This window comes from Achromobacter sp. 77 (genome assembly GCF_020541125.1).
In the GTDB taxonomy this organism is placed as follows: domain Bacteria; phylum Pseudomonadota; class Gammaproteobacteria; order Burkholderiales; family Burkholderiaceae_B; genus Achromobacter; species Achromobacter mucicolens.
Map to the genome: position 1 here is coordinate 26,669 of NZ_CP059848.1, position 21,468 is coordinate 48,136.

General features: G+C 67.8%; 19 protein-coding genes. 13 read left to right on the forward strand and 6 right to left on the reverse strand.

Translation table 11 applies throughout. From position 1 onward, the window contains the following. Positions 1-22: 22 nt before the first annotated feature. Positions 23-2,086 carry a hydantoinase/oxoprolinase family protein gene (locus tag H4P35_RS00130; protein WP_226847642.1) on the forward strand — a complete coding sequence of 688 codons (2,064 nt, stop codon included), beginning with the start codon at positions 23-25 and terminating at the stop codon, positions 2,084-2,086. Then, complete coding sequence (locus H4P35_RS00135) at positions 2,073-3,797, forward strand: hydantoinase B/oxoprolinase family protein (protein ID WP_226847643.1); 1,725 nt, start codon at positions 2,073-2,075, stop codon at positions 3,795-3,797. The genes H4P35_RS00130 and H4P35_RS00135 overlap by 14 nt, the downstream gene beginning before the upstream one ends. Before the next feature lie 13 nt (positions 3,798-3,810). On the opposite strand, the gene H4P35_RS00140 is transcribed toward H4P35_RS00135, so the two are convergent. Beyond that, complete coding sequence (locus H4P35_RS00140; RefSeq protein ID WP_062839324.1) at positions 3,811-4,614, reverse strand: GntR family transcriptional regulator; 804 nt, start codon at positions 4,612-4,614, stop codon at positions 3,811-3,813. A 184-nt stretch (positions 4,615-4,798) separates the two neighbouring features. Here H4P35_RS00140 and H4P35_RS00145 point away from each other — a divergent pair, with 184 nt between their 5' ends. The 9 genes from H4P35_RS00145 to H4P35_RS00185 are packed head-to-tail and all read left to right on the forward strand — an operon-like array spanning position 4,799 to position 13,056. Continuing rightward, positions 4,799-5,830, forward strand: a complete 1,032-nt coding sequence (locus tag H4P35_RS00145; protein WP_056327670.1) for an ABC transporter substrate-binding protein — start codon at positions 4,799-4,801, stop codon at positions 5,828-5,830. Between the two features lie 46 nt (positions 5,831-5,876). Further along, the gene (locus tag H4P35_RS00150) at positions 5,877-6,944 is read left to right on the forward strand and encodes an ABC transporter ATP-binding protein (protein WP_226847644.1); all 1,068 of its coding nucleotides are present in this window, start codon (positions 5,877-5,879) and stop codon (positions 6,942-6,944) included. Then, positions 6,941-7,807: an ABC transporter permease gene (locus tag H4P35_RS00155; RefSeq protein WP_226847645.1), complete on the forward strand. Its 867-nt coding sequence runs from the start codon at positions 6,941-6,943 to the stop codon at positions 7,805-7,807. Before H4P35_RS00150 ends, H4P35_RS00155 begins: the two co-directional genes overlap by 4 nt. A 1-nt stretch (position 7,808) precedes the next feature. Next, positions 7,809-8,609, forward strand: coding sequence for an ABC transporter permease (locus H4P35_RS00160; RefSeq protein WP_056327673.1), 801 nt, complete (start codon positions 7,809-7,811; stop codon positions 8,607-8,609). Then, the gene (locus H4P35_RS00165) at positions 8,609-9,766 is read left to right on the forward strand and encodes an FAD-binding oxidoreductase (protein ID WP_056327674.1); all 1,158 of its coding nucleotides are present in this window, start codon (positions 8,609-8,611) and stop codon (positions 9,764-9,766) included. The genes H4P35_RS00160 and H4P35_RS00165 overlap by 1 nt, the downstream gene beginning before the upstream one ends. Next, positions 9,750-10,058 (forward strand): (2Fe-2S)-binding protein, encoded by a 309-nt coding sequence (locus H4P35_RS00170; RefSeq protein ID WP_056327675.1) that lies wholly within the window; start codon positions 9,750-9,752, stop codon positions 10,056-10,058. The genes H4P35_RS00165 and H4P35_RS00170 overlap by 17 nt, the downstream gene beginning before the upstream one ends. Beyond that, entirely contained in the window at positions 10,055-11,497 is a 1,443-nt protein-coding gene (locus H4P35_RS00175; RefSeq protein ID WP_175236638.1) for an NAD(P)/FAD-dependent oxidoreductase, read from the forward strand. The genes H4P35_RS00170 and H4P35_RS00175 overlap by 4 nt, the downstream gene beginning before the upstream one ends. A gap of 12 nt (positions 11,498-11,509) precedes the next feature. Beyond that, positions 11,510-12,673 (forward strand): FAD-binding oxidoreductase, encoded by a 1,164-nt coding sequence (locus H4P35_RS00180; protein WP_226847646.1) that lies wholly within the window; start codon positions 11,510-11,512, stop codon positions 12,671-12,673. Then, the gene (locus H4P35_RS00185) at positions 12,670-13,056 is read left to right on the forward strand and encodes a RidA family protein (protein WP_226847647.1); all 387 of its coding nucleotides are present in this window, start codon (positions 12,670-12,672) and stop codon (positions 13,054-13,056) included. The genes H4P35_RS00180 and H4P35_RS00185 overlap by 4 nt, the downstream gene beginning before the upstream one ends. Here the strand turns inward: H4P35_RS00185 and H4P35_RS00190 are convergent. From H4P35_RS00190 to H4P35_RS00210, 5 genes are read right to left on the reverse strand one after another with little or no spacing between them, the layout of a single operon-like run. Continuing rightward, complete coding sequence (locus tag H4P35_RS00190) at positions 13,031-14,311, reverse strand: amidohydrolase family protein (protein WP_226847648.1); 1,281 nt, start codon at positions 14,309-14,311, stop codon at positions 13,031-13,033. The two genes, H4P35_RS00185 and H4P35_RS00190, sit on opposite strands and share 26 nt — an antisense overlap. A gap of 43 nt (positions 14,312-14,354) precedes the next feature. Further along, the gene (locus H4P35_RS00195; RefSeq protein WP_226847649.1) at positions 14,355-15,305 is read right to left on the reverse strand and encodes an ABC transporter permease; all 951 of its coding nucleotides are present in this window, start codon (positions 15,303-15,305) and stop codon (positions 14,355-14,357) included. A 10-nt stretch (positions 15,306-15,315) separates the two neighbouring features. Continuing rightward, positions 15,316-16,389: an ABC transporter permease gene (locus H4P35_RS00200; RefSeq protein ID WP_063953565.1), complete on the reverse strand. Its 1,074-nt coding sequence runs from the start codon at positions 16,387-16,389 to the stop codon at positions 15,316-15,318. Positions 16,390-16,434: 45 nt separating this feature from the next. Further along, positions 16,435-17,964, reverse strand: coding sequence for an ABC transporter ATP-binding protein (locus H4P35_RS00205; RefSeq protein WP_226847650.1), 1,530 nt, complete (start codon positions 17,962-17,964; stop codon positions 16,435-16,437). Then, positions 17,961-18,992 (reverse strand): BMP family protein, encoded by a 1,032-nt coding sequence (locus H4P35_RS00210; RefSeq protein ID WP_056327682.1) that lies wholly within the window; start codon positions 18,990-18,992, stop codon positions 17,961-17,963. The genes H4P35_RS00205 and H4P35_RS00210 overlap by 4 nt, the downstream gene beginning before the upstream one ends. A gap of 444 nt (positions 18,993-19,436) precedes the next feature. Between H4P35_RS00210 and H4P35_RS00215 the strand changes: the two genes are divergently transcribed. Continuing rightward, positions 19,437-20,351 carry a DedA family protein/thiosulfate sulfurtransferase GlpE gene (locus tag H4P35_RS00215; RefSeq protein ID WP_226847651.1) on the forward strand — a complete coding sequence of 305 codons (915 nt, stop codon included), beginning with the start codon at positions 19,437-19,439 and terminating at the stop codon, positions 20,349-20,351. A gap of 112 nt (positions 20,352-20,463) precedes the next feature. Then, positions 20,464-21,390, forward strand: coding sequence for a 2-dehydropantoate 2-reductase (gene panE / locus H4P35_RS00220; RefSeq protein WP_226847652.1), 927 nt, complete (start codon positions 20,464-20,466; stop codon positions 21,388-21,390). Positions 21,391-21,468: the final 78 nt, after the last annotated feature.

Here is a 21,468-nt window from a genome sequence, read left to right on the forward strand (position 1 = left end):
CTCATTTTTTGGAAAGAACGATATGTATCGCATAGGGATAGACGTCGGAGGCACGTTTACCGATTTCACGATGATCGACGAGGACGCCGGCGTGGTGCACTTTCACAAGGTGCCCTCCACGCCGCACGATCCCTCCGAGGCCATCGCCACGGGCATCGGGCAGATGCTTGCGGATCATGGCGTCGCGCCTTCGCAGGTGTCGCACGTGGGCCACGGCACCACGGTCGCCACCAACCTCATCATCGAACGCAAGGGCGCGCGCGTTGGCCTGATCACCACGCGGGGCTTTCGCGACGTGCTGGAGATTGGCCGCCAGACGCGCCCGCACCTGTACGACTACAGCGTGGGCAAGCCGCCCGTCGCGGTGCCGCGCGAATTCCGCGCCGAAGTCGACGAGCGCGTCAACGCGGCGGGCGAGGTCCTGACGGCGCTGGACGAAGCGCAGGTGCGCGATGCGGCGCGGCGCTTCGCCAGGGCCGGCATCGAGGCCGTGACGATCTGCTTTCTGCATGCTTACCGCAACCCGGCGCACGAGCGCCGCGCCGCCTGCATCGTCCAGGAAGAAATGCCGGATGCGTACATCAGCCAGTCCTCCGAGGTGTTGCCCGAATTCCGCGAATACGAGCGCCTGTCCACCACCGTGCTCAATGCGGCGGTCGGGCCGAAGATGGCGCGCTACCTGGAGCGTTTCCTGAAGCGGGTGCGGGAACTGGACATCGGGCATGAGCCGCACACCATTCACTCCAACGGCGGCCTGATGTCGATCGCCACGGTGCGCCAGTATCCGGTGCGCACCTGCCTGTCCGGCCCCGCCGCCGGCGTGGTCGGCGCCGCGGCCGTGGGACGCGCCATCGGCAGCCTGAACCTTGTGACGTTCGATGTGGGCGGCACCAGCACGGACGTGTCGCTGGTGTGCGAAGGCAGGCCGCTCTTCACCTCGCATCGCCATGTCGCCGGCTATCCGGTCAAGACGCCGATGGTCGACATCCATGTCATCGGCGCGGGCGGCGGCAGCATTGCGTGGCTGGACGATGCCGGCGCGCTGAAGGTGGGTCCGCACAGCGCGGGCGCGGTGCCGGGCCCGGTGGGCTACGGCCGTGGCGGCCAGGAGCCCACCATCACCGACGCCGAAGTCGCATTGCAGCGGCTCAACCCCGTGGCGCTCTTGAATGGCCGCATGCCGGTGTATGCCGATGCGGCACGCGAGGTCATCCGCGGCCGCGTCGCCGAACCGCTGGGATTGACCATGGAGGCGGCTGCCGAGGGCATCCTGCGCATCGCCGCCGCCAACATGAGCCGCGCGATCCGGGCGGTTTCCACCGAGCGGGGCTACGACCTGTCGCGCTTTGCGCTGTATGCCTACGGCGGCGCGGGTCCGCTGCACGCCGTGGAAGTGGCCGAGGAATGCGGCATCCCCATCGTCATCGTGCCGCAGGAACCCGGCACGATGTGCGCGCGCGGCATTCTGCTCAGCGACATCTCGTTCGACTTCGTGCAAAGCGAGATATCGCTCGCCAGCGAGGACACGTGGCCCGCCATCACCGCCATCTTCGAAGGGCTTGCCGCGCAGGCGCGCGACTGGCTCGCGTCCGAACGCGTCGATCCCGCGCTGCGCGTGTGCCACAGCGCGATCGACGCGCGCTACGAGGGGCAGAACTTCGAGGTGCAGGTCAGCCTGGACGACACGGGCCCGGGCGGCTACGCGCAATTTGCGCGGCGCTTTGAAGAGGCCCATGAGCGCGAATACGGCTACACGGTGGACGATCGCAAGGTGCAGATCATCAATTGCCGCATGCAGGCGGTCGGACAGGTGGTGAAGGCGCCGCTCGCGCCACGCCATGTGGGCGGCACGCTGCAGGACGCGCGGCTGGGCGAGCGCAAGGCGTACTTCGGGCCGGCGCATGGCTGGCTGGAAACGCCTGTGTACGACCGCGACCGCGTGCCGACCGGCGCGCGCTTTCAGGGCCCGGCGCTGCTCGAGGAAATGAGCTCGACCACGGTGGTCGGCGTGGGCCACGAGGCCAGCGTCGACGAATTCGGCAACCTGATCATCCGTTTGCAAGGAGGCTCGCATGAACAAGCCTGATTCCATTGAACCGCGCGAGGCGGACAGCGCCTCGGTCCTGGCGGATCCGATCGGCATGGAGGTGTTCTGCAACCGCCTGCTGTCGATCACCGAAGACATGAACAACACGCTGGTGCGCGCCTCGTTCTCGACCAACATCAAGGAGCGCAAGGACTGCTCGGTGGCGCTCTTTGACGCGGCAGGGCGGCTGGTCGCGCAGGGCACGCAGATCCCGCTGCACCTCGGATCGCTGGACGGCGCCATGCGCGCCATCCTGCGCACGTTTGCCGAAGACCAGATCCGCGACGGCGACGTGTTCATCTGCAACGATCCGTACCTGGCCGACGGCAGCCACCTGCCCGACATCAACATCATCACGCCGGTGTTCTGGGAAGGCACGCTGCGATTTTTTGCCGCCAACATCGCGCATCACTCCGACGTGGGCGGCGCCGTGCCTGGCTCTATTGCCGGCGGGCTGAAGTCGATCTTCGAGGAAGGCATCCGCATCCCCGCCTGCCGCCTGGCCCGCGCGGGCCAGACCGACGAGGACCTGCTGCGCCTCATCTGCGCGAACACCCGCGATCCGGAAGAGCGCGTGCTCGACCTGCGCGTGCAGATGGCGACCAACCGCCGCGGCGCGGCCGCGGTGCAGGGATTGATCCGCCAGATGGGGCTGCAAGCTGTGCTGCGCTCGGTGGACGACGTGATCGCCTACACGCGCAAACGCCTCTTGAACCGCATCGCCGAGCTGCGCCCCGGCAGCTACACCTTCCGCAGCGATCTTGACGACGACGGCATGGGCGGCGATCCGGTGCCCATCCAGGTGACGCTGACCGTCGGCCCGGACAATCTGCACTTCGACTTCGACGGATCGGGCAGGCAGGCGCGCGGCGCCATGAACCTGCCGTTCAATGCCCTGCGCGCCTGCGTCTACTACGCCGTGAAGGCGCTGCTGGATCCGGACCTGGCACCCAATGCCGGGCTGTTCGATCCCATCACGCTGTCCGCGCCCGTGGGCACCATCACCAATCCCGAGCATCCGGCCGCGGTGGGCGCGCGGTCGATCACCGCGCAGAAGGTGGCCGGCGCGATCTTCGGTGCATTCCGGGGCCTGCTGCCGCCGGAAAAGACCATGGCTTCCAGCAACGACTGCTGCCCCGCCATCGTGTTCTCGGGACGGTGGCGCGAGCGCGCGGGACACTTTGTGTACCTGGAAACGTTGGGCGGCGGCGCGGGGGCGCGCTTCGATGCGGACGGCATGGATGCGGTGCATGTGCATATGACCAACACGTCGAACCTGCCGGTCGAAGCGCTGGAGAACGAGTATCCCCTGCTGATGGACGAGTACGCGATGATTCAGGACTCGGGCGGCGCGGGCCGCACGCGCGGCGGCTTGGGCATCGCCAAGCAGATACGCGCGGTGGGGCCAGGCATCGTGTTCTCGGCGCGCTCGGACAGTCACACCGTCGGCGTGGCCGCGGGCGTTGACGGCGGTGGAGATGGCCGCCGCGCGCGCCTGATCCGCAACTTCGGAACGCCGCAGGCCGAGGAGCTTTTTTCCAAGACCGCCAACATTGCGCTTGCGGCTGGCGATAGCGTGCGCATCGAAACGCCGGGGGCCGGCGGTTATGGCGCGCCGTCGGAGCGGCCGCCGGCGCGCGTGAAACAGGACCTGGCTGACGGCAAGATCAGCCCTCACGCGGCGCGTGCGGACTATGGGCTGTCCGCGTAGACCGAGCCGCGCGTCAACTGACGTTCAGGGTCATCGAGTACTTCATCTTGTCGTGCGGAAACGTGGTGATGGTGGCAAGCAGCAGCACGCCGCCGTCGCCGTAGTACCGGCGGGTGATGACAAAGCCGGGCGTGCCGGTGTCGACTTGAAGTTGCCTGGCGATCGCCGCGCCGATGGGCGTGGCGGAGAACTCCTGGTTGACCTCGGTGATGCGGTCGCCAAAGTGGTCCTCGATCAGCCGCAGCAGCGAGATCCGGGACTTCACGTCCACCAGCACGTCCGAATGCGCCGGGTTCGTGTAGATGAGCGTGCTGGCGGCCGGCACGTCGGGATCGTCCAGCGTCTTGATCGAGTTGATGTGCAGCCATTCTTGCCCGGCTTCGCAGCCCAGCGTTTCGGCAAGGCGCTTGGTCAGCTTGACGGTGCGCACGTCCTGCACCAGCAGCGCCGCGTTGCGCGCGTACTGCAGCAGATCGGGAAACTGCGAGATGCGCTGCGTGAAACGGGTCGTCGCGCGGGCCGTTTCGACACGCGTGCCCACGCCCGGCCGGCGCGACACCACGCCAGCCACCGTCAGCATGCGGATCGCTTCGCGGATGGTGTGACGGCTGGCGCCGAATTGTTCGCACAGTTCGTGCTCGGTGGGAAGCAGCGTCATGACGGGGTAGCGCCCGGAGCTGATGTCCTGCGAGAGCGACTGATAGATGCTCTTGTAGCGGGGGCCACCCGACATGTCTGCCGGGAGCGCCGCGCCGGGCCGGCCGCGGGCTTGCCGCTCCCCGCCGGGGCTGGCAGCGCGCTCGGAGGATCGGGTCATGAGGTTGGCTCCTAGATTGGTTTTATAGGGTTTGTCCGGACAATAACCGATTGACAAGGCAGTCATGCGGGATTCATTATTTGTCCGGACATTCATGTACGGACAAATTGTACGGCGGACATGAGGTCGCCGGGCAACAAATCAGTCGGTTCTTGCAGTTCTCTTCCAAAATTCGGGGGTTCTCATGAGCAAGGTACTTGCAGTGCTCGCGGCGGCGGCGGTAGCGGCCGGGCTGGGCGCAAACGCACAGGCGCAGCAGAAACTGGTGGTGGCCGGCTACGGCGGCTCGTTCGAAGACATCATGCGCAAGGACATCTTCCCGCCCTTCGCCAAACAGCATGGCGTCGAGCTGGATTACGTGGCCGGCAATTCCACCAACACCGTGGCGCGCCTGCAGGCGCAAAAGAGCAACCAGCAGATCGACGTCGCCATCATCGATGACGGCCCCATGTACCAGGCCATTGCGCTGGGCTTTTGCGAACCCATCAAGAACCTGCCCGCCGACGACATCTACACCACCGCGCGCTACAAGGACGACAAGGCGGTCGCCATCGGCATCGTGGCCACGGGCATCATGTACAACAAGAAGGTCTTCGACGAGAAGAAGTGGGCGCCGCCCACGTCCTGGAAGGACCTGAAGGATCCGAAGTACAAGAAGCAACTGGTCATTCCGCCGCTGAACAACACCTATGGCCTGCACACGCTGGTGGAATACGCCCGCGAAGGCGGCGGCGGCGAAAAGAAGATCGATCCGGGCTTCACCACGTTCAAGAACGAGGTCGGTCCCAATGTGCTGGTCTATGAGCCTTCGCCTGGCAAGATGACCGAGCTCTTCTCCAGCGGGCAGGCCACCATCGCGGTCTGGGGCAGCGGCCGCGTCAAGGCGTTTGCCGACACGGGCTTTCCGGTCGGATTCGTCTATCCGCAGGAAGGCGCCTACGCGCTGCTGTCTTCCGTGTGTCCGATCGCCAAACCCAATGCCAACCCGAAGGCGCAGGCCTTCGTCGAATACCTGGTGTCGCCCGAGGTCCAGGAAAAGCTCGCTTCCGCGTACGGCTATGGTCCGGTCAACAAGAAGGCCAAGGTCACGGACGATCCCCGTGTACCGCTGCCCATCGGCAAGCGCGCCGCCGATCTCATCGTAATCGACTGGGATACGGTCAACCAGAATCGGGACGACTGGAACAAGCGCTGGACGCGGGAAATCGAGCGCTGACGCGTGGGCATACGGGCGGCGCCACTGCCGCCCACCGGGAGCATTCATGACCTATCTTGTGCTTGACCGCCTGAGCAAGCGCTACGGCGACACTACGGCCGTCGAAAACCTGAGCCTGTCGGTAAACAAAGGCGAATTCATCTCGCTGCTGGGACCGTCCGGCTGCGGCAAGACCACCACGCTGCAGATGATCGCCGGCTTCGTCGAACCGTCCGGCGGCAGCATCGTGCTGAACGGCAAGGACGTCAGCAAGGTGCCCGCCAACAAGCGCGGGCTGGGCATGGTGTTCCAGAACTACGCGCTCTTTCCGCACATGACCGCGGCCGAGAATGTGTCGTTCGGCCTGGAGATGCAGCGCGTGAAAAAGGACGAGCGCCAGGCCCGCGTGGCCGACGCGCTCAAGCTCGTGGGCCTGTCGCATCTGGCCGACCGGCACCCGGCGCGCATGTCCGGCGGCCAGCAACAGCGCGTGGCGCTGGCGCGGGCGCTGGTCATCCGGCCCAGCGTGCTGCTGCTGGACGAACCGCTCTCCAACCTTGACGCCAAGCTGCGCGAAGAAATGCAGCTGGAATTGCGCAGCATCCAGCGCACGGTCGGCACCACGACCATTCTCGTCACGCACGATCAGTCCGAGGCGCTGGCGCTGTCGGACCGCATCGTGGTGATGAACCAGGGCCGCGTCGAACAGGTGGCCGAACCCTTTGCCGCGTACGAAGGGCCTGCCAGCCATTTCGTGGGCGGTTTCCTGGGCAAGGCCAACGTGTTCACGCCGCAAGCCGAGCAGTACGAAGGCGAAACGCGCGCGCGCATCGGCGAAGCCCATGTCTCATTGAACGGTGCACCAGTGCCGCAGGGCGCGGTGATCGTGCGGCCCGAGAAGATCCTGTTTTCCGAGCCCGCGACCTGTGCATTGCCGGGCCGCATGAAGACGCGCGTCTTCCAGGGCAACCATTGGTTGTGCCAGGTGGAAACGTCGGTCGGCGAAGTGATGGTGATCCGGCAGAACGACGGCGTGCCGGTGCCCGCCGAAGGCGAGACCGTGCATCTGCGCTGGCGCGCGCAGGACATGTGCGCCGTCGATCCGGCGGCCGCGCCGCAAGGCAACGCGTCATGAGCGCGCGCACCAATCCGTGGGTGCTGAGCGCCCCGGCGCTGGTGGTGTATGCCACGTTCCTCGTGGTGCCGATGGCGCTGGTGTTTCTGATCAGCTTCTTCGACTTCCAGTTCTACGGCGGCATCGAGGCCACCTTTACCTGGAAGAACTACATCGAGATCTTCTCGGACGGCTACTACTACGAGATCTACGCGCGCACGTTTGGCGTGGCCGCGGCCGTGACCGTGGCGTGCCTGGTGCTGGGCACGGCCGAAGCCTACGTGCTGTCGCGCATGGCCAATCCGTGGAAGGGCCTATTTTTGATGGTGGTGCTGGGCCCGCTGCTGATTTCGGTGGTGGTGCGCACGCTGGGCTGGGCGTTGCTGTTCGGGTCCACCGGCCTCATCAACAAGGCGCTGATGGGCATCGGGCTGATCTCCACCCCCATCGATTTCATGTACAGCAACCTGGGCGTGGGCATTGCGCTGACGCACGTGCTGGTGCCCTTCATGGTGATCTCGGTGTGGGCCTCGCTGCAGCGGATCAACCCCGCTACCGAGGCGGCCGCGCTGTCGCTGGGCGCCAGCCAGTTCACCGTCATCCGGCGCGTGATCGTGCCGCAGGTGATGCCCGGCATCCTCTCGGGCGCGATCATGGTGTTTGCGATGGCGGCCAGCTCGTTCGCCACGCCGGCCATCATCGGCGGACGGCGCTTGAAGAACGTGGCCACCGCCGCCTACGACGAGTTCCTGAACACCTTGAACTGGCCGCTGGGCGCAGCGCTGGCCGTGGTGCTGCTGGTGGCGACCGTGGTGGTGCTGCTGTCGGCCAACCGCATCATCGAGCGCCGCTACGGGGCCGTGTTCAACCAGGCCGGAGGCTGACATGCAATTTCGCAACGGCCCCATCGGCCTCGTCTTCCACACGCTGTTCATCTTGTTCATTCTGGCGCCCATCGTCATGGTGTGCGCGGTGGCGTTCACGTCCGAAGGCTTTATTTCGCTGCCCTCGGGCGGGCTGTCGCTGCGCTGGTTCCGCGCCATTCTGGACAACCCGCGCTTTGTCGATGCGTTCTGGTTCAGTCTGGGCCTGGGCACGTTGTCGGCCACGCTAGCCATCGGACTGGCCGTGCCCAGCGCATTGGCGATCGCCCGCAACCGCTTCACGGGCCGCGAAGCCCTGGTGGCGTTCTTCCTGTCGCCGCTGATGATTCCGCACGTGGTGCTGGGCCTGGCGTTCCTGAAGTTCTTCACGACCGTGGACCTGGCCGGCACGTATTTCGGCCTGGTCGTGGCGCACGTGATCCTGGTCATGCCGTATGCGCTGCGGCTGGTGCTGGCCTCGGCAACGGGCATCGATCCGGCGCTGGAGCGCGCGGCGCAGTCGCTGGGCGCGTCCAACTGGACGGCATTCCGGCGCGTGGTGCTGCCGCTCTTGCTGCCGGGCGTGGTCAGCGGCTGGGTGATCGCGTTCATCACCAGCTTTGACGAACTGACGATGTCGATCTTCATCGCCTCGCCGTCCACCACGACGCTGCCGGTGCGCATCTTCCTGCATATCGAAGACACCATCGATCCGCTGGTGACGGCCGTGTCGGCGGTGCTGATCTACGTGACGATCATTGCCATATTCATCCTGGACCGCGCGGTCGGCCTGGAGAAGCTGTTTGTAGGAAAGGGACGCTGATGACGGAAGAGAAAGAACTGGCGCCGCGCGCGCCCGTGCACCGCGGCATCTACGATGCGGCGGTGATCGGGGGCGGTCTGGTCGGATCGGCCGTGGCCTACGGGCTGCGCCGCGAACTGGACCACGTGGCCGTGCTGGACGAAGGCGACGTGGCCTATCGGGCTTCGCGCGGGAACTTCGGCCTGGTGTGGGTGCAGAGCAAGGGCATGGGCCTGCCGCGCTATGGCGTGTGGACCATGACGTCGGCCACTGGCTGGCCCCGGCTTGCCGCCCTGCTGCAGGAAGAGACCGGGGTCGACGTGCACCTGGAGCAGCGCGGCGGCCTGCACGCGCTCCTGAGCGACGAAGAGGTCGAGGCGCGCACGCGCTTCATGAACACGCTGCTGGCGCAGCCGGGCATGGCGCAGTACGAGTGGAAGATGCTGGATCGCGCCGAGGTCGCGGACCTGGTGCCGGGCATCGGACCCGAGGTGCGCGGCGCGACGTGGACGCCGGTGGACGGCATCGCCAACCCGCTCAAGCTGCTGCGCGCGCTGCACATGAGTTTTGCACAGCGGGTTGTGGATTACCTGCCGCAGCGGCCGGCGCAAAGCATCCGCCTGCGTGACGGCGTGTTTGAAATCGCCACGCCCGGCGGCACGGTGCGTGCGCACAAGGTGGTGCTGGCCTCGGGGCTGTCCAACAAGCAGCTTGGCGAGCAAGTCGGTCTGGACGTGCCGGTACGGCCGCAGCGCGGCCAGATCGTCGTGCTGGAGCGCACGCGCCGCATGCTCGAGACGCCGTTGTCCACGCTGCGCCAGACCGACGAAGGCACGTGGCTCATCGGCGATTCGCAGGAAGAGGCCGGCTATGTGGACAACCTGGTTGGCCTGCCGATCCTGGGCACGCTTGCCGACCGCGCTGTGCGCACGCTGCCCGCGCTGCGGGACGTGCGCGTGGTCCGCAGCTGGGCGGCGCTGCGCGTCATGTCCAAGGACGGCTTTCCGATCTATCAGCAATCCGAAACGTGCCCGGGGGCCTTCGTCGCCACCTGTCACAGCGGCGTGACGCTCGCCGCCGCGCACGCGCTCAACTTGGCGCCCATGATCGCCGCCGGCAAGCTGGCCGACGACATGGCGCCCTTCTCGACCCGGAGGTTTCATGTTCAAGCGGCTTGACGAGGCGCAGCGGCAGGCGCAGGGCGCGCCGGTGCGGGTAACGGTCAATGGCGCCGAAATGCTGTGCCGCCAGGGCGACAGCGTGGCGGCGGCGCTCTTTGCGGGCGGCGTGCAGGCCTGCCGCGACACGGCCGTCAACGAGGTGCCGCGCGGCCCCTACTGCATGATGGGCGTGTGCTACGACTGCCTGGTCACCATCGACGGACAAGCGAACCAGCAGGGCTGCATGACGCCCGTGCGGGAAGGAATGAAGATCGAGCGCCAGTTGGGCGCGCGCAAGGTGCAGGCATGATCGACACGATGCAATGCGATTTGCTGGTGGTGGGCGCCGGTCCGGCCGGTTTGGCAGCCGCGACGCTGGCCGCGAACCTGGGCGTGGATACCATGCTGCTCGATGAGCAGCCCGCGCCCGGCGGCCAGATCTACCGCGCCATCACCACCACCCCGGTCACTAACCGCGGCATTCTGGGTGAAGACTATTGGCACGGCGCGACGCTGGTGCCGCCGTTCCAGCAGTCGGGCGCGCGCTACGTGCCGGGGGCGACCGTCTGGGCCGTGGCGCAGCGCACCGCGCCCGAGCCGGCCGACGGTTTCGAGGTGGCGTACTCGGTGGCGGGCGAGGCCCGCATCGTGCACGCGCGCCGCCTGCTGCTGGCCACCGGCGCACAGGAGCGGCCCTTTCCGATTCCGGGCTGGACGCTGCCGGGCGTCATCACCGCGGGCGCGGCGCAGATCCTGCTGAAGTCATCCGGCGTCGTACCGTCCGATCGCACCGTGCTGGCCGGTTGCGGGCCGCTGCTGTACCTGGTGGCCTGGCAGTACCTGAATGCGGGCGTGAAGGTCGACGCGCTGCTGGAAACCACGCCGCCGGGACGCATGGGACAGGCGCTGCCCAAGGTCTGGGGTTTCCTGCGCTCGCCGTATCTGGGCAAGGGGCTGAAGCTGCTGCGCGCGGTCAAGGCTGCCGTGCCCATCGTCAAGGGGGTAACGGCGCTGGAAGCGCTGGGCGACGGCAAGCTGCAAAGCGTGCGCTACACGGCTGGCGGCGTCACCAAGACCCTGCCCGCCGATCAGCTGATGCTGCATCAGGGCGTGGTGCCCAACGTGAACCTGTCGCGCGCCGTGGGCGTGGCGCATCGCTGGAACGACGCGCTGGACTGTTGGGAGCCGGAGGTCGACGAGTGGGGCACGACGGCGGTGGACGGCATCGGCATGGCCGGCGACGGCGCGGGCATCGCGGGCGCGGTGGCGGCCGAACACCGCGGCCGGTTGGCTGCGTTGCAGGCCGCGCATCTGCTGGGCCGCATCGACGCCCGCAAGCGCGACAGCGAGGCCGCCGCGCCGCGCGAGGCGCTGGCGCGGGCTGTGCGGGGCCGCGAATTCTTCGACACGCTCTACAAGGCGCCCGAGGCATTCCGCCGGCCCACCGGCGACACCATCGTCTGCCGCTGCGAGGAAGTCACGGCCGCGCAGGTGCGCGAGACCGTCAAGCTGGGCTGCAGCGGGCCGAACCAGATGAAGGCTTTCCTGCGCTGCGGCATGGGTCCGTGCCAGGGCCGCTTCTGCGGCCTCACGGTGTCGGAAATCATTGCCGAGGAACGCGGCGTGCCGACCGAGGAAGTGGGCTATTACCGGCTGCGCTTTCCGACCAAGCCGCTCACGCTGGGCGAACTGGCCTCGCTGCCCCAGACCGACGATTCGCGTCAGGCCGTCGTCCGCCTGAAGAAATGACGGGTGGACACCATGACCGTTCACCCGCGGGCGGCTGAAGTCATCATCATCGGCGGCGGGCTGCATGGCAGCTCGGCCGCGCTGCATCTGGCGCGCGCCGGCGTGCGCGCGCTGGTCATCGAAAAGAACTACGTGGGGCGTCACGCCTCCGGCGTCAATGCGGGCGGCGTGCGCACGCTGTCGCGCCATCTGGCCGAAGTGCCGCTGGCGCTGGCCTCGCGCGAACTCTGGTATCGCATTGGCGAGCTGGTGGATGACGATTGCGGCTTCGAGCAGCACGGGCAGGTGCGCGTCGCCGAGAACGCGGCGGATGCCGAGACGCTGCGCGCGCGGCTCAAGACCATGACGGACCACGGCTACACCCACGAGCAGTGGATAACGCGTGAAGACCTGCTGGATCTGATTCCCGCGATCGCGCCCACCGTGCAGGGCGGCCTGATCGCGCGCGAAGACGCGGCGGCCGATCCGTACCGCACCACCCTCGCCTTTCGCATGAAGGCCGCCAGCCTGGGCGCGCGCTTTCTGGAAGGAGTACGCGTGCAAGGCGTGACGCGGCATGACGGGCAATGGCGCGTGCAGACGGATGACGGCGTGTACACCGCGCCGCAGGTGCTGAACTGCGCGGGCGCGTGGGCGGATCGCATCGCCGCGCAATGGGACGAGCCGGTGCCGCTGCTACCCATCAGTCCGATGATGCTCGTCACGCTGCGCATGGATCACTTTCTGGATCCCGTGGTGCTGGGCACGGGCCGTGCGCTGTCGTTCAAGCAGCGCACCAATGGCACCGTGCTGATCGGCGGGGGGCGGCGTGCCTGGGTGGACCGGGATGCCGAATGGACCGAGCTGGATTTCCGCTCGCTGGCCGAGGGCGCGCGCACGGTGGTGGACCTTTTCCCGCACATGCGCGACGCCATCGTGAACCGCGGATGGGCGGGCATCGAGGCGGCCATGCCCGACGAGATCCCCGTGATCGGGCGCAGCAGCCGGCATGAGACCGCCTTTCACGCCTTCGGGTTTTCGGCGCACGGCTTCGAGCTCGGGCCCATCGTGGGCCGCATCATGGCCGACCTGATCACGACCGGCGCGACGGACCTGCCGATCGCGCCATTCCGGATTGAACGTTTTTCGGATGCCGGCATGGCATCCGCCCCATCGACCAAGGAGCAAGACGAATGAACGATATCGTGCGCAGGGAAACCAACGAGCGCCTCTCGCGCATCGTGATTCACGGCGACACCGTCTATATCGCGGGGGTGACGTCGACCGCGGAGGGCGGCATCGAGGCCCAGACGCGCGACGTGCTGGCCAAGATCGACGTCTATCTGAAGCAGGCGAGCACCGACAAGTCGCGGCTGCTGTCCGTGCAGATCTGGCTCAAGGACATCGCGCGTGACTTTGCCGGCATGAACGCCGTGTGGGCCGAGTGGGCGCTGCCGCGCGCGATGCCCACCCGCGCCACCTGCGAGGCCAAGCTGGCGTCGCCCGACATGCTGGTGGAGATCATCGTGACGGCCGCCGCGCAACCGGCTTACGTCAACGGGCCGACGTCTGAAAGCTGACCTGGCCGGGGCGGCCCGGCAGGTGCAGCGTGGCGGTGGCCGGCGGCGTGGTCGCCACCACCTTGCCCGCGCGCAGCACCATCAGGCGCGTGGCGCGCAGGCGCAATGCCTCGACCGCGTCGCGCGCCTGCAGCAGCACCAGGTCGGCGCGCTTGCCGACCGCCAGGCCCGTCTCGTCCAGGCCCAGGATCTTGGCGGGCGTGGTCGTCACCGCTTCAAAACAGGCGCGCATCGCGTCCTGTCCCGTCATCTGGCCAACGTGCAGGCCCATGTGCGCGACTTCCAGCATGTCGCCTGAACCCAGGCTGTACCACGGGTCCATCACGCAGTCGTGGCCGAAGGCGACCGGCACGCCTGCCGCCATCAGCTCGGGCACGCGCGTCATGCCGCGTCGCTTCGGATACGTGTCGTGGCGGCCTTGCAGCGTGATGTTGATGAGCGGATTGGCAATCGCCGACACGCCCGCTTCGCGGATCAACGGGATCAGCTTGGACACGTAGTAGTTGTCCATGGAATGCATGGACGTCAGGTGCGAGCCCGTCACCCGGCCGGAGAGGCCGAGCCGCTGCGTGTGATACGCCAACGTTTCAATGTGGCGCGACAGCGGATCGTCGCTTTCGTCGCAGTGCATGTCCACGCGCAGGCCGCGTTCGGCCGCCAGCTCGCACAGGATGCGCACGGATTCGGCGCCGTCCTGCATGGTGCGCTCGAAATGCGGAATGCCGCCCACCACGTCCACGCCCATGTCCAGCGCGCGCTTCAGGTTGTCCAGCGCCCCGGGCGCACGCAGCACGCCGTCCTGCGGGAAGGCGACCAGTTGCAGGTCCAGGTACGGTTTGACCTTTTCGCGCACGTGCAGCAGCGCTTCCGTTGCCAACAGGCGCGGATCGCAGACATCCACATGCGAGCGGATGGCCAGCAGCCCGCGCGCCACGGCCCAGTCGCAATAGGCCAGCGCGCGTTCGACCAGGGCTTCCTGCGTGAGCAGCGGCTTGAGCTCGCCCCACAGCGCAATGCCTTCGAGCAGCGTGCCCGACTGGTTCACGCGCGGCAGGCCAAAGGACAGCGTGGAGTCCATGTGGAAATGCGCGTCGACGAAGGGCGAGCTCACCAGTTGACCGGCGGCGTCCACCGTCTGCGCGGCCTCGGCCTTCAGGGCCGGTTCCAGCGCGGCGATGCGGCCATCGGCCACGCCGATGTCGATGTTGGTGCGGCCGTCGGGCAGCGTGCAGTGCTTAAGAATCAGGTCAAGCATGCGTGTTCCTTGCGAAGAATGTCAGTGTCGTCATGGCGTCCCGTCACCGTTCGCCTTTGCGGTAAGGCTTCATCAAGGCCTGCGGGTAGGCGGCGCGGCGCGCCATGAACACCAGGGCCAGGATGGACAGGATGTAGGGCAGCATCAGATACACCTGATACGGCAGTTCGGGCATGCCCGGCAGCGCCGCGCCGCCTTGTTGCAGGCGCAGTTGCAGCGCGTCGAAGAACGCGAAGATCAGCGCGCCTAGCAGCGCCTTGCCGGGCCGCCACGACGCAAACACCACCAGCGCCACGCAGACCCAGCCGCGGCCGTTGACCATGTTGAAGAAGAACGCGTTGAATGCGGCCAGCGTCAGGAAGCTGCCCGCCACGCCCATCAGCGCCGATCCCGCCACGATAGCGCCGATGCGCAGGCGCGTCACGGACAGGCCCTGGCCTTCGGCGGCGGCGGGGTTCTCGCCCACCATGCGCACGGCCAGCCCCACCGGCGTGCGGTTCAGCACCCAGGCCAGGATCGGCACGGCGGCCAGCGCGATCAGCGTCATGGGCGTCTGCCCGGCCAGGACGGGGCCGATCAGCGGAATTGCCGCCAGGAACTTCATCTCGGCAAAGGGGGTGATCGTCGGCGGCGCGGACACGCTGGGGAACGTGACGCGGTAGGCAAAGTAACTGAGGCTGGTGGCCAGCAGGGTCACGCCCAATCCCGAGACGTGCTGCGACAGGCCCAGCGGCACGGTCAGCACGGCGTGCAGCAGGCCGAACACGGCGCCGGCCAGCGCGGCGGCCAGCACGCCCACGTACAGCGGCGCGCCCAGGTAGACGACCAGCCAGCCGGTGAAGGCGCCGGCCACCATGATGCCCTCGATGCCCAGGTTCAAGACGCCGGAACGCTCGCACAGCAGCACGCCCAGCGTGCCCAGAATCAGCGGCGTGGCCAGGCGCAGCACGGCCACCCAGAACGCCGAGGAACTCATCAGATCCATCCATTCCATGGCGTGCTCCTCAAGCCTTGTTGCGGCGCAGGCGGTACTGCGCGAATAGCGTCGCGACCAGCATGGCGAGCAGCGAAGTGGCGACGATGACGTCGGCGATGTAGTTGGGCACGGCGATGGCGCGGCTCATGCTGTCGGCGCCGACCAGCATGCCGGCCACGAAGATGCTGGCCAGGATCACGCCCAGCGGATGCAGGCCGGCCAGCATGGCGACGACCACGCCCGTGTAGCCGTACCCTGGCGACATATCCAGCGTGACGTAGCTGGTGCGCCCCGCGACCTCGATGGCGCCGGCCAGGCCGGCCAGCGCGCCGGACAGCATGGCGGTGCCCAGCATCACGCGGTTCACCGGCAGGCCCAGAAAGCGGGAGGCGTGGGCATTGGCGCCCACCGCGCGCATCTGAAAACCGAAGACGGTGTAGCGGTTCAAGAGCCACAGGCCCAGCGCCAGGCCGGCGGCCCACAACAGGCCCGTGTGGGCGCGCGTGCGTTCGATGAGTTTGCCCAGTTCCAGGTCGCCGTTCAGCGCCACCGATTGCGGCCAGCCCATCGCCATCGGATCCTTCATCGGGCCGTCCAGCATCATCGACACGAACAGCAGCACGATGAAGTTGCCCAGCAGCGTGGTCACCACTTCGTCGACGCCCAGGCGGGTTTTCATGATGGCCGGAATCAGCAGCAGCAACGCGCCGGCCAGCGCCGCGGCCAGCATCATTCCGCCAAACAGCACCGGCACCGGCAGGTCAAAGCCCGTGCCGTCATGCAGGCCGCCCACGGCCACCGCCGCCAGCGCGCCCAGATAGAGCTGCCCTTCCGCGCCGATGTTGTAGAAGCGCGCGCGAAAGGCCACGGCACAGGCAAGGCCCGTCAGCATCAGCGGCGTGGCGCGCGTCAGGGTTTCGGACAGCGCGAAGCGCGTGCCGAACGCGCCTTCGAACAGCAGCGCGTAGGTGCGGCCGACGGGGGCGCCGGCCCAGGCCACCAGCAGCGTGCAGACCGCCAGCGTGAAGAGGATGGCCGCGATGGGCGCCAATGCCAGCGCAAGGCGGCTGGGCTCGGGGCGGCGTTCCAGGATCAGTTTCATGGGATGCTCAAAAGTGAAGAAAGCCAGGCGGCACGGTTTGCACCGTCACGCCCGGGTTCCCGTCATGGCCAGGCCGACGGTGGCCGGCGTCCATTCGGCCACCGGCTTGACCGCGACCAGCTTGCCGCCGCACAGCACGGCGATGCGGTCGGCCAGCGCAAAGATCTCTTCCAGGTCCTCGGACACCAGCAGCACGCCGGCGCCGCGGGCGCGGGCGGCCAGAAGCTGCTCGCGCACGTAGGCGACCGCGCCGATGTCCAGGCCCCAGGTGGGCTGATCGGCCACGATGAAGCGCGGCTCGCGCGCCAGCGTGCGGCCAAGGATCAGCTTTTGCATGTTGCCGCCCGACAGGCTGCGCGTGCGCACGTCCAGCGACGCGGCGCGCACGTCGAACTGCTTGGCCAGCGACGCCGCGTAGGCCTTGCCCGCGCGGGCGCGGATCAGGCCGTGCCGCGCGAAGCGCTTGTCCTTCAGGTCTTCGACGATGGCGTTTTCCCACAAGGGGCTGTCGCCGATCATGCCTTCGCCGTGGCGGTCTTCCGGAATGCGGCCCACGCGCGCGGCGGTCCAGCCGGCGGGCGTCGTCGGCGCCGCAGCGTGTTCCGGACCCAGCCGGATCGTGCCGTCCGAGGGCTGGCGCAGGCCGGTCAGCACCGACACCAGCGCCTGTTGGCCGTTGCCGGCCACGCCGGCGATGGCCACGATTTCATGCGTGTGGACCACGAGGTCCAGGCTGTCCAGGCGCGGCGCGCCATCGCGGCTGTCGCGCACGGTGACCTGGGACAGCGTCACCACGGGCGCGGCCTGCTCGGCGGCCGAAGCGGCTTCGGCGCGCGGCATGACCACCTTGCGGCCCACCATCAGTTCGGCCAGTTCCGCCGGATTGGTGCCCGCGGTGTCGCGCTCGGCGACGAGCTTGCCTTGCCGCAGCACGGCCACGCGGCGCGAAACGGCCATCACTTCGTCCAGCTTGTGCGAAATGAAGATGACCGCCAGTCCTTCGTCGACGAAGCCGCGCAAGGTGGCGAACAGGTCCTGCACTTCCTGCGGCGTGAGCACGGCGGTGGGCTCGTCCAGGATCAGCACGCGGGCGCCGCGGTACAGCGCCTTCAGGATTTCGACGCGCTGTTTTTCACCGACCGACAGCGTGCCCACGCGCGCGTCCGGGTCCACGCCCAGGCCGAAGCGCTTGCCCAGTTCCACGAGGCGCTTGCGGGCCTGGCCGCGGCCCGAGGCCAGCTTCCAGAGCGATTCGGTGCCCACCATGATGTTGTCCAGCACGGTGAGGTTGTCGGCCAGCGTGAAGTGCTGATGCACCATGCCGACGCCCGCCGCCAGCGCGGCGTCGGGCCGGCCGGCGGGCAGGGGCTTGCCGAAGACTTCGATACTGCCGGCGTCGGCCACGTAGTGGCCGAACAGGATCGACACCAGGGTCGATTTGCCGGCGCCGTTCTCGCCCAGCAAGGCCAACACTTCGCCCTGGCGCAGCGTGAGCGAAACATCGTCGTTGGCCGTCAGGCTGCCGAAGCGTTTGGTGATCCCTGTCAGTTGCAGGGCGAGAGGCGCTTGATTCATCGTGCCGAGGACTTGGGTTCTTTGTCGTTGACCTTGACGGTGAAGCTGCCGTCCAGGATCGCCTTTTCCTTGGCCTGGACCTTGGCGATCAGGTCGGCCGGGATCTTCTGTTCGAAGGTGCCCAGCGGCGCGAGCGACGAGCCCTTGTGCTTCATCAGCGAATACTGGCCGAAGTCTTCGGCCTTGAACGTGCCGGCCTTGACCTGCTTGAGCGCTTCGTCGATGGTCGGCTCCATGCTCCACAGCGCCGAGGCGACGACCGTCTCGGGGTACTGCGGCTGGGTGTCGATCACGTTGCCGATGGCCAGCTTGCCGCGTTCCTTGGCGGCGTCCGACACGCCGAAGCGTTCGGCGTACAGCACGTCCGCGCCCTTGTCGATCATCGCGAAGGCGGCTTCCTTGGCCTTGGGGGGATCGAACCACGAGCCGATGAAGGTCACGGTGAATTCAGCCTTCGGATTGATTTCCTTGGCGCCCTCGATGAAGGCCTGCATCAGGCGGTTCACTTCGGGGATGGGATAGCCGCCCACCAGGCCGATCTTGCCGGTCTTGCTCATGCCGCCGGCGATCATGCCGGTCAGATAGGCCGGTTCCTGGATGTAGTTGTCGAACACCGAGAAGTTGGGCTGCTGCGGCTTGCCCGACGAACCCATCAGGAAGGCGGTCTGCGGATAGTCCTTGGCGACCTTGCGGGCGGCGGCTTCCACGGCGAAGGCCTCGCCCACGATCAGCTTGTTGCCTTGTTCAGCGTACTGGCGCAGCACGCGCTCGTAGTCGGCGTTGGTGACGTTTTCCGAGAACGTGTACTCGATGTCGCCACGGTCGCGCGCGGCCGACAGCGCCTTGTGGATGCGCGATACCCATTGTTGTTCGACCGGCACCGTGTAGACGGCGGCGACCTTGGTCTTGGCGGGCGCCTGGGCCAGGGCCGCGCCCGAGAACAGCATTGCGCCGGCTGCAGCCAAGGCCAGCTTGAGCAGGCCGCGGCGGGCGATGCCGCTGGCGGTCGAAAGGGAAAGGGATTTCATGCAGGTGACTCCTACGCGGGGAAGGACAGGGAATGGAGATGAGGGGGGATGACGCCCGCAGCACGGAGGCCGCTGCGGCCGGCAGGCATGCCGGGCAGATCGTGCGTGAACGGGGGCGTGGGCTCGGTCATCGGATGGGAGCGCCAGGCGGCGCACCCGCCCGAATGGTCGAGTTCTCAGCCTGTCCTGGCGAAGCAATTTGTATGCCACGGGGCAGTCCCGCGGCAAGGCGGGCAAACCTGATGGCCGGGCAGAATTATAGGCACCCTGGCGGGGAAGCGTGGCACCACATTGGTGCGCCGCTTTCGGGCGGGACGGCAGCAGGCGGCGCGCAAACGGAACAGACCGTTGCCGCGCGGCTGGCAGGGTCTATGGCCCCGGCGCGCCGCCGCGCGCCTAAAATCCGCGGATGAGCCGCGCCGCGCGCGGCAAGCTGGAAATCCCATGCAAGATATTCAATTGCTGCTCGAGCAGTACGGCGGGTGGCTGGTGTTCGGCAACGTCCTCATCGAGCAGGCCGGTCTGCCGGTGCCCGCCTATCCCATGATCATCGCGGCCGGCGCGCTGGCCGGCGCCAGCGGCTGGCTTGTGCCCCTGCTGGCTGCGACCGCCGCCTGCCTCATCGCCGACAGCCTGTGGTACTGGGCCGGGCGGCGTTACGGGTCGCGCCTCTTGGGCGTGGTCTGCAAGGTGTCGCTGTCGCAGGATTCGTGCATCCGCCAGACGCAGCGCCTGTATCTGCGCATCGGCGTGCGCGCGCTCTTGGTGTGCAAGTTCCTGCCGGGCGCGGGCGCTTTGTCCACCGTCATGGCGGGGCTGACCAACACGCCGTACCGCCGCTTCTTTCTCTACGACCTGGCCGGCGCGCTGATCTGGGTGGGCTCGGCCCTGCTGCTGGGCGGCCTTTTCCACAGCGTGGTCAACGACGTGCTGGACATCCTGGGCACCTACGGCCCGATGGGACTGGCGGTGCTGGCGGCCGTGCTGGCGCTGTACATCGTGGCGCGCTTTCTGCGGCGCAAGATCCTGCTGCGCAGCCTGCGCGTCATTCCGCGGCTGTCGGTGGACGAGCTGATGCAGTGGCGCCAGAGCGGACGAGATGCGCTGGTTTTTGACGTGCGGCCAGAGGCCCAGCGCGATGCCGCACGCATTCCGGGCGCCGTGGCCGTGGACCTGAAGCAGCCGCTGCCCGCGCTCGATCCCGGCGCGATCGATTCCGACATCGTGGTCTATTGCGCATGCCCCAATGAAGTGTCGGCCGCCCTGCTGGCCTCGCGGCTGCGTGCGGCCGGCTACCGCAAGATCTGGGCGCTGCGCGGCGGCTACGACGCCTGGGCCGAACGCGAACAGCAGGCCTGAAGCGTCCGGCGCATGGCCCCTCGGAGGGCGGGCGCTGGGCGGCGCGCCAGACCCGGGCGCATAATGCGCGCATCGGCCCGCGCCCGACGCGGGCAGCCAACAGGAGACAGGCATGCGGTTGTTGTTCTTGGGCGCCGGCGGCACCGGCGGATACTTTGGCGGACGCGCGGCGCAAGCCGGCGCGGACGTGACGTTCCTGGTGCGCGAGCCGCGCGCCGCGCGCATCCGCGAACACGGACTGCGCATCCAGAGTCCGCTGGGCGATGCCACGCTGCACCCCAAGCTGGTCACGCAGCAGACGCTGAAGGACAGCTACGACATCGTCGTCTTGTCGTGCAAGGCCTACGACCTGGACAGCGCCATCGAGGCCATCCGTCCGGCCGTGGGTCCCGACACCGCCGTGCTGCCCATCATGAACGGCGTGCTCCAGTACGACGTGCTGGACCGCGAGTTCGAGCCGCATCGCGTGCTGGGCGGCCTGTGCCAGATCAACGCCACCCTCGGTCCCGAAGGCGAAGTGGTCCACCTGGGCAAACACGCCAACCTGGTGTTCGGTGAACGCGCCGGCCCTGCCCGCAGCGAGCGCTGCGTGGCGCTGGAGCAGGCGTTGGCGGGCGGCGAATACGTCAGCCGCCTCAGCGAAAGCATCTACCAGGACATCTGGGAAAAGTACGTCATGCTGACGACGCTGGCCGCCGCCACCTGCCTGATGCGCGGCTCGGTCGGCGAGATCGCATCCACCGACGACGGCGTGGACTTCCTGCTCGGCCTGCTGCAGGAATCGCAGGCGGTCGCCGCGGCCTCCGGCCACACCGTGCGGCCCGAGGCGGACGCCACCGTGCGCAAGCTGCTGTCCGACCGCACCCAGCCCATGACCGCCTCCATGTTCCGCGACCTGCGCCAGGGCCTGCCCGTGGAAGCCGACCACATCGTCGGCGACATGGTCCGCCGCGCCCGCACGCTGGGCGTGGACGCCACCTACCTGCGCGTGGCTTATTCGCACCTGCAGGTCTACCAGGCGCAACGCGCCGCCCGCTGATCGCGGGAGCGGCCCCCTGTTCAAGCGGGGCCGCCGGGCGCACACTGATTGCGCGTGCCGCGGCGTGCGGCGCGTCCG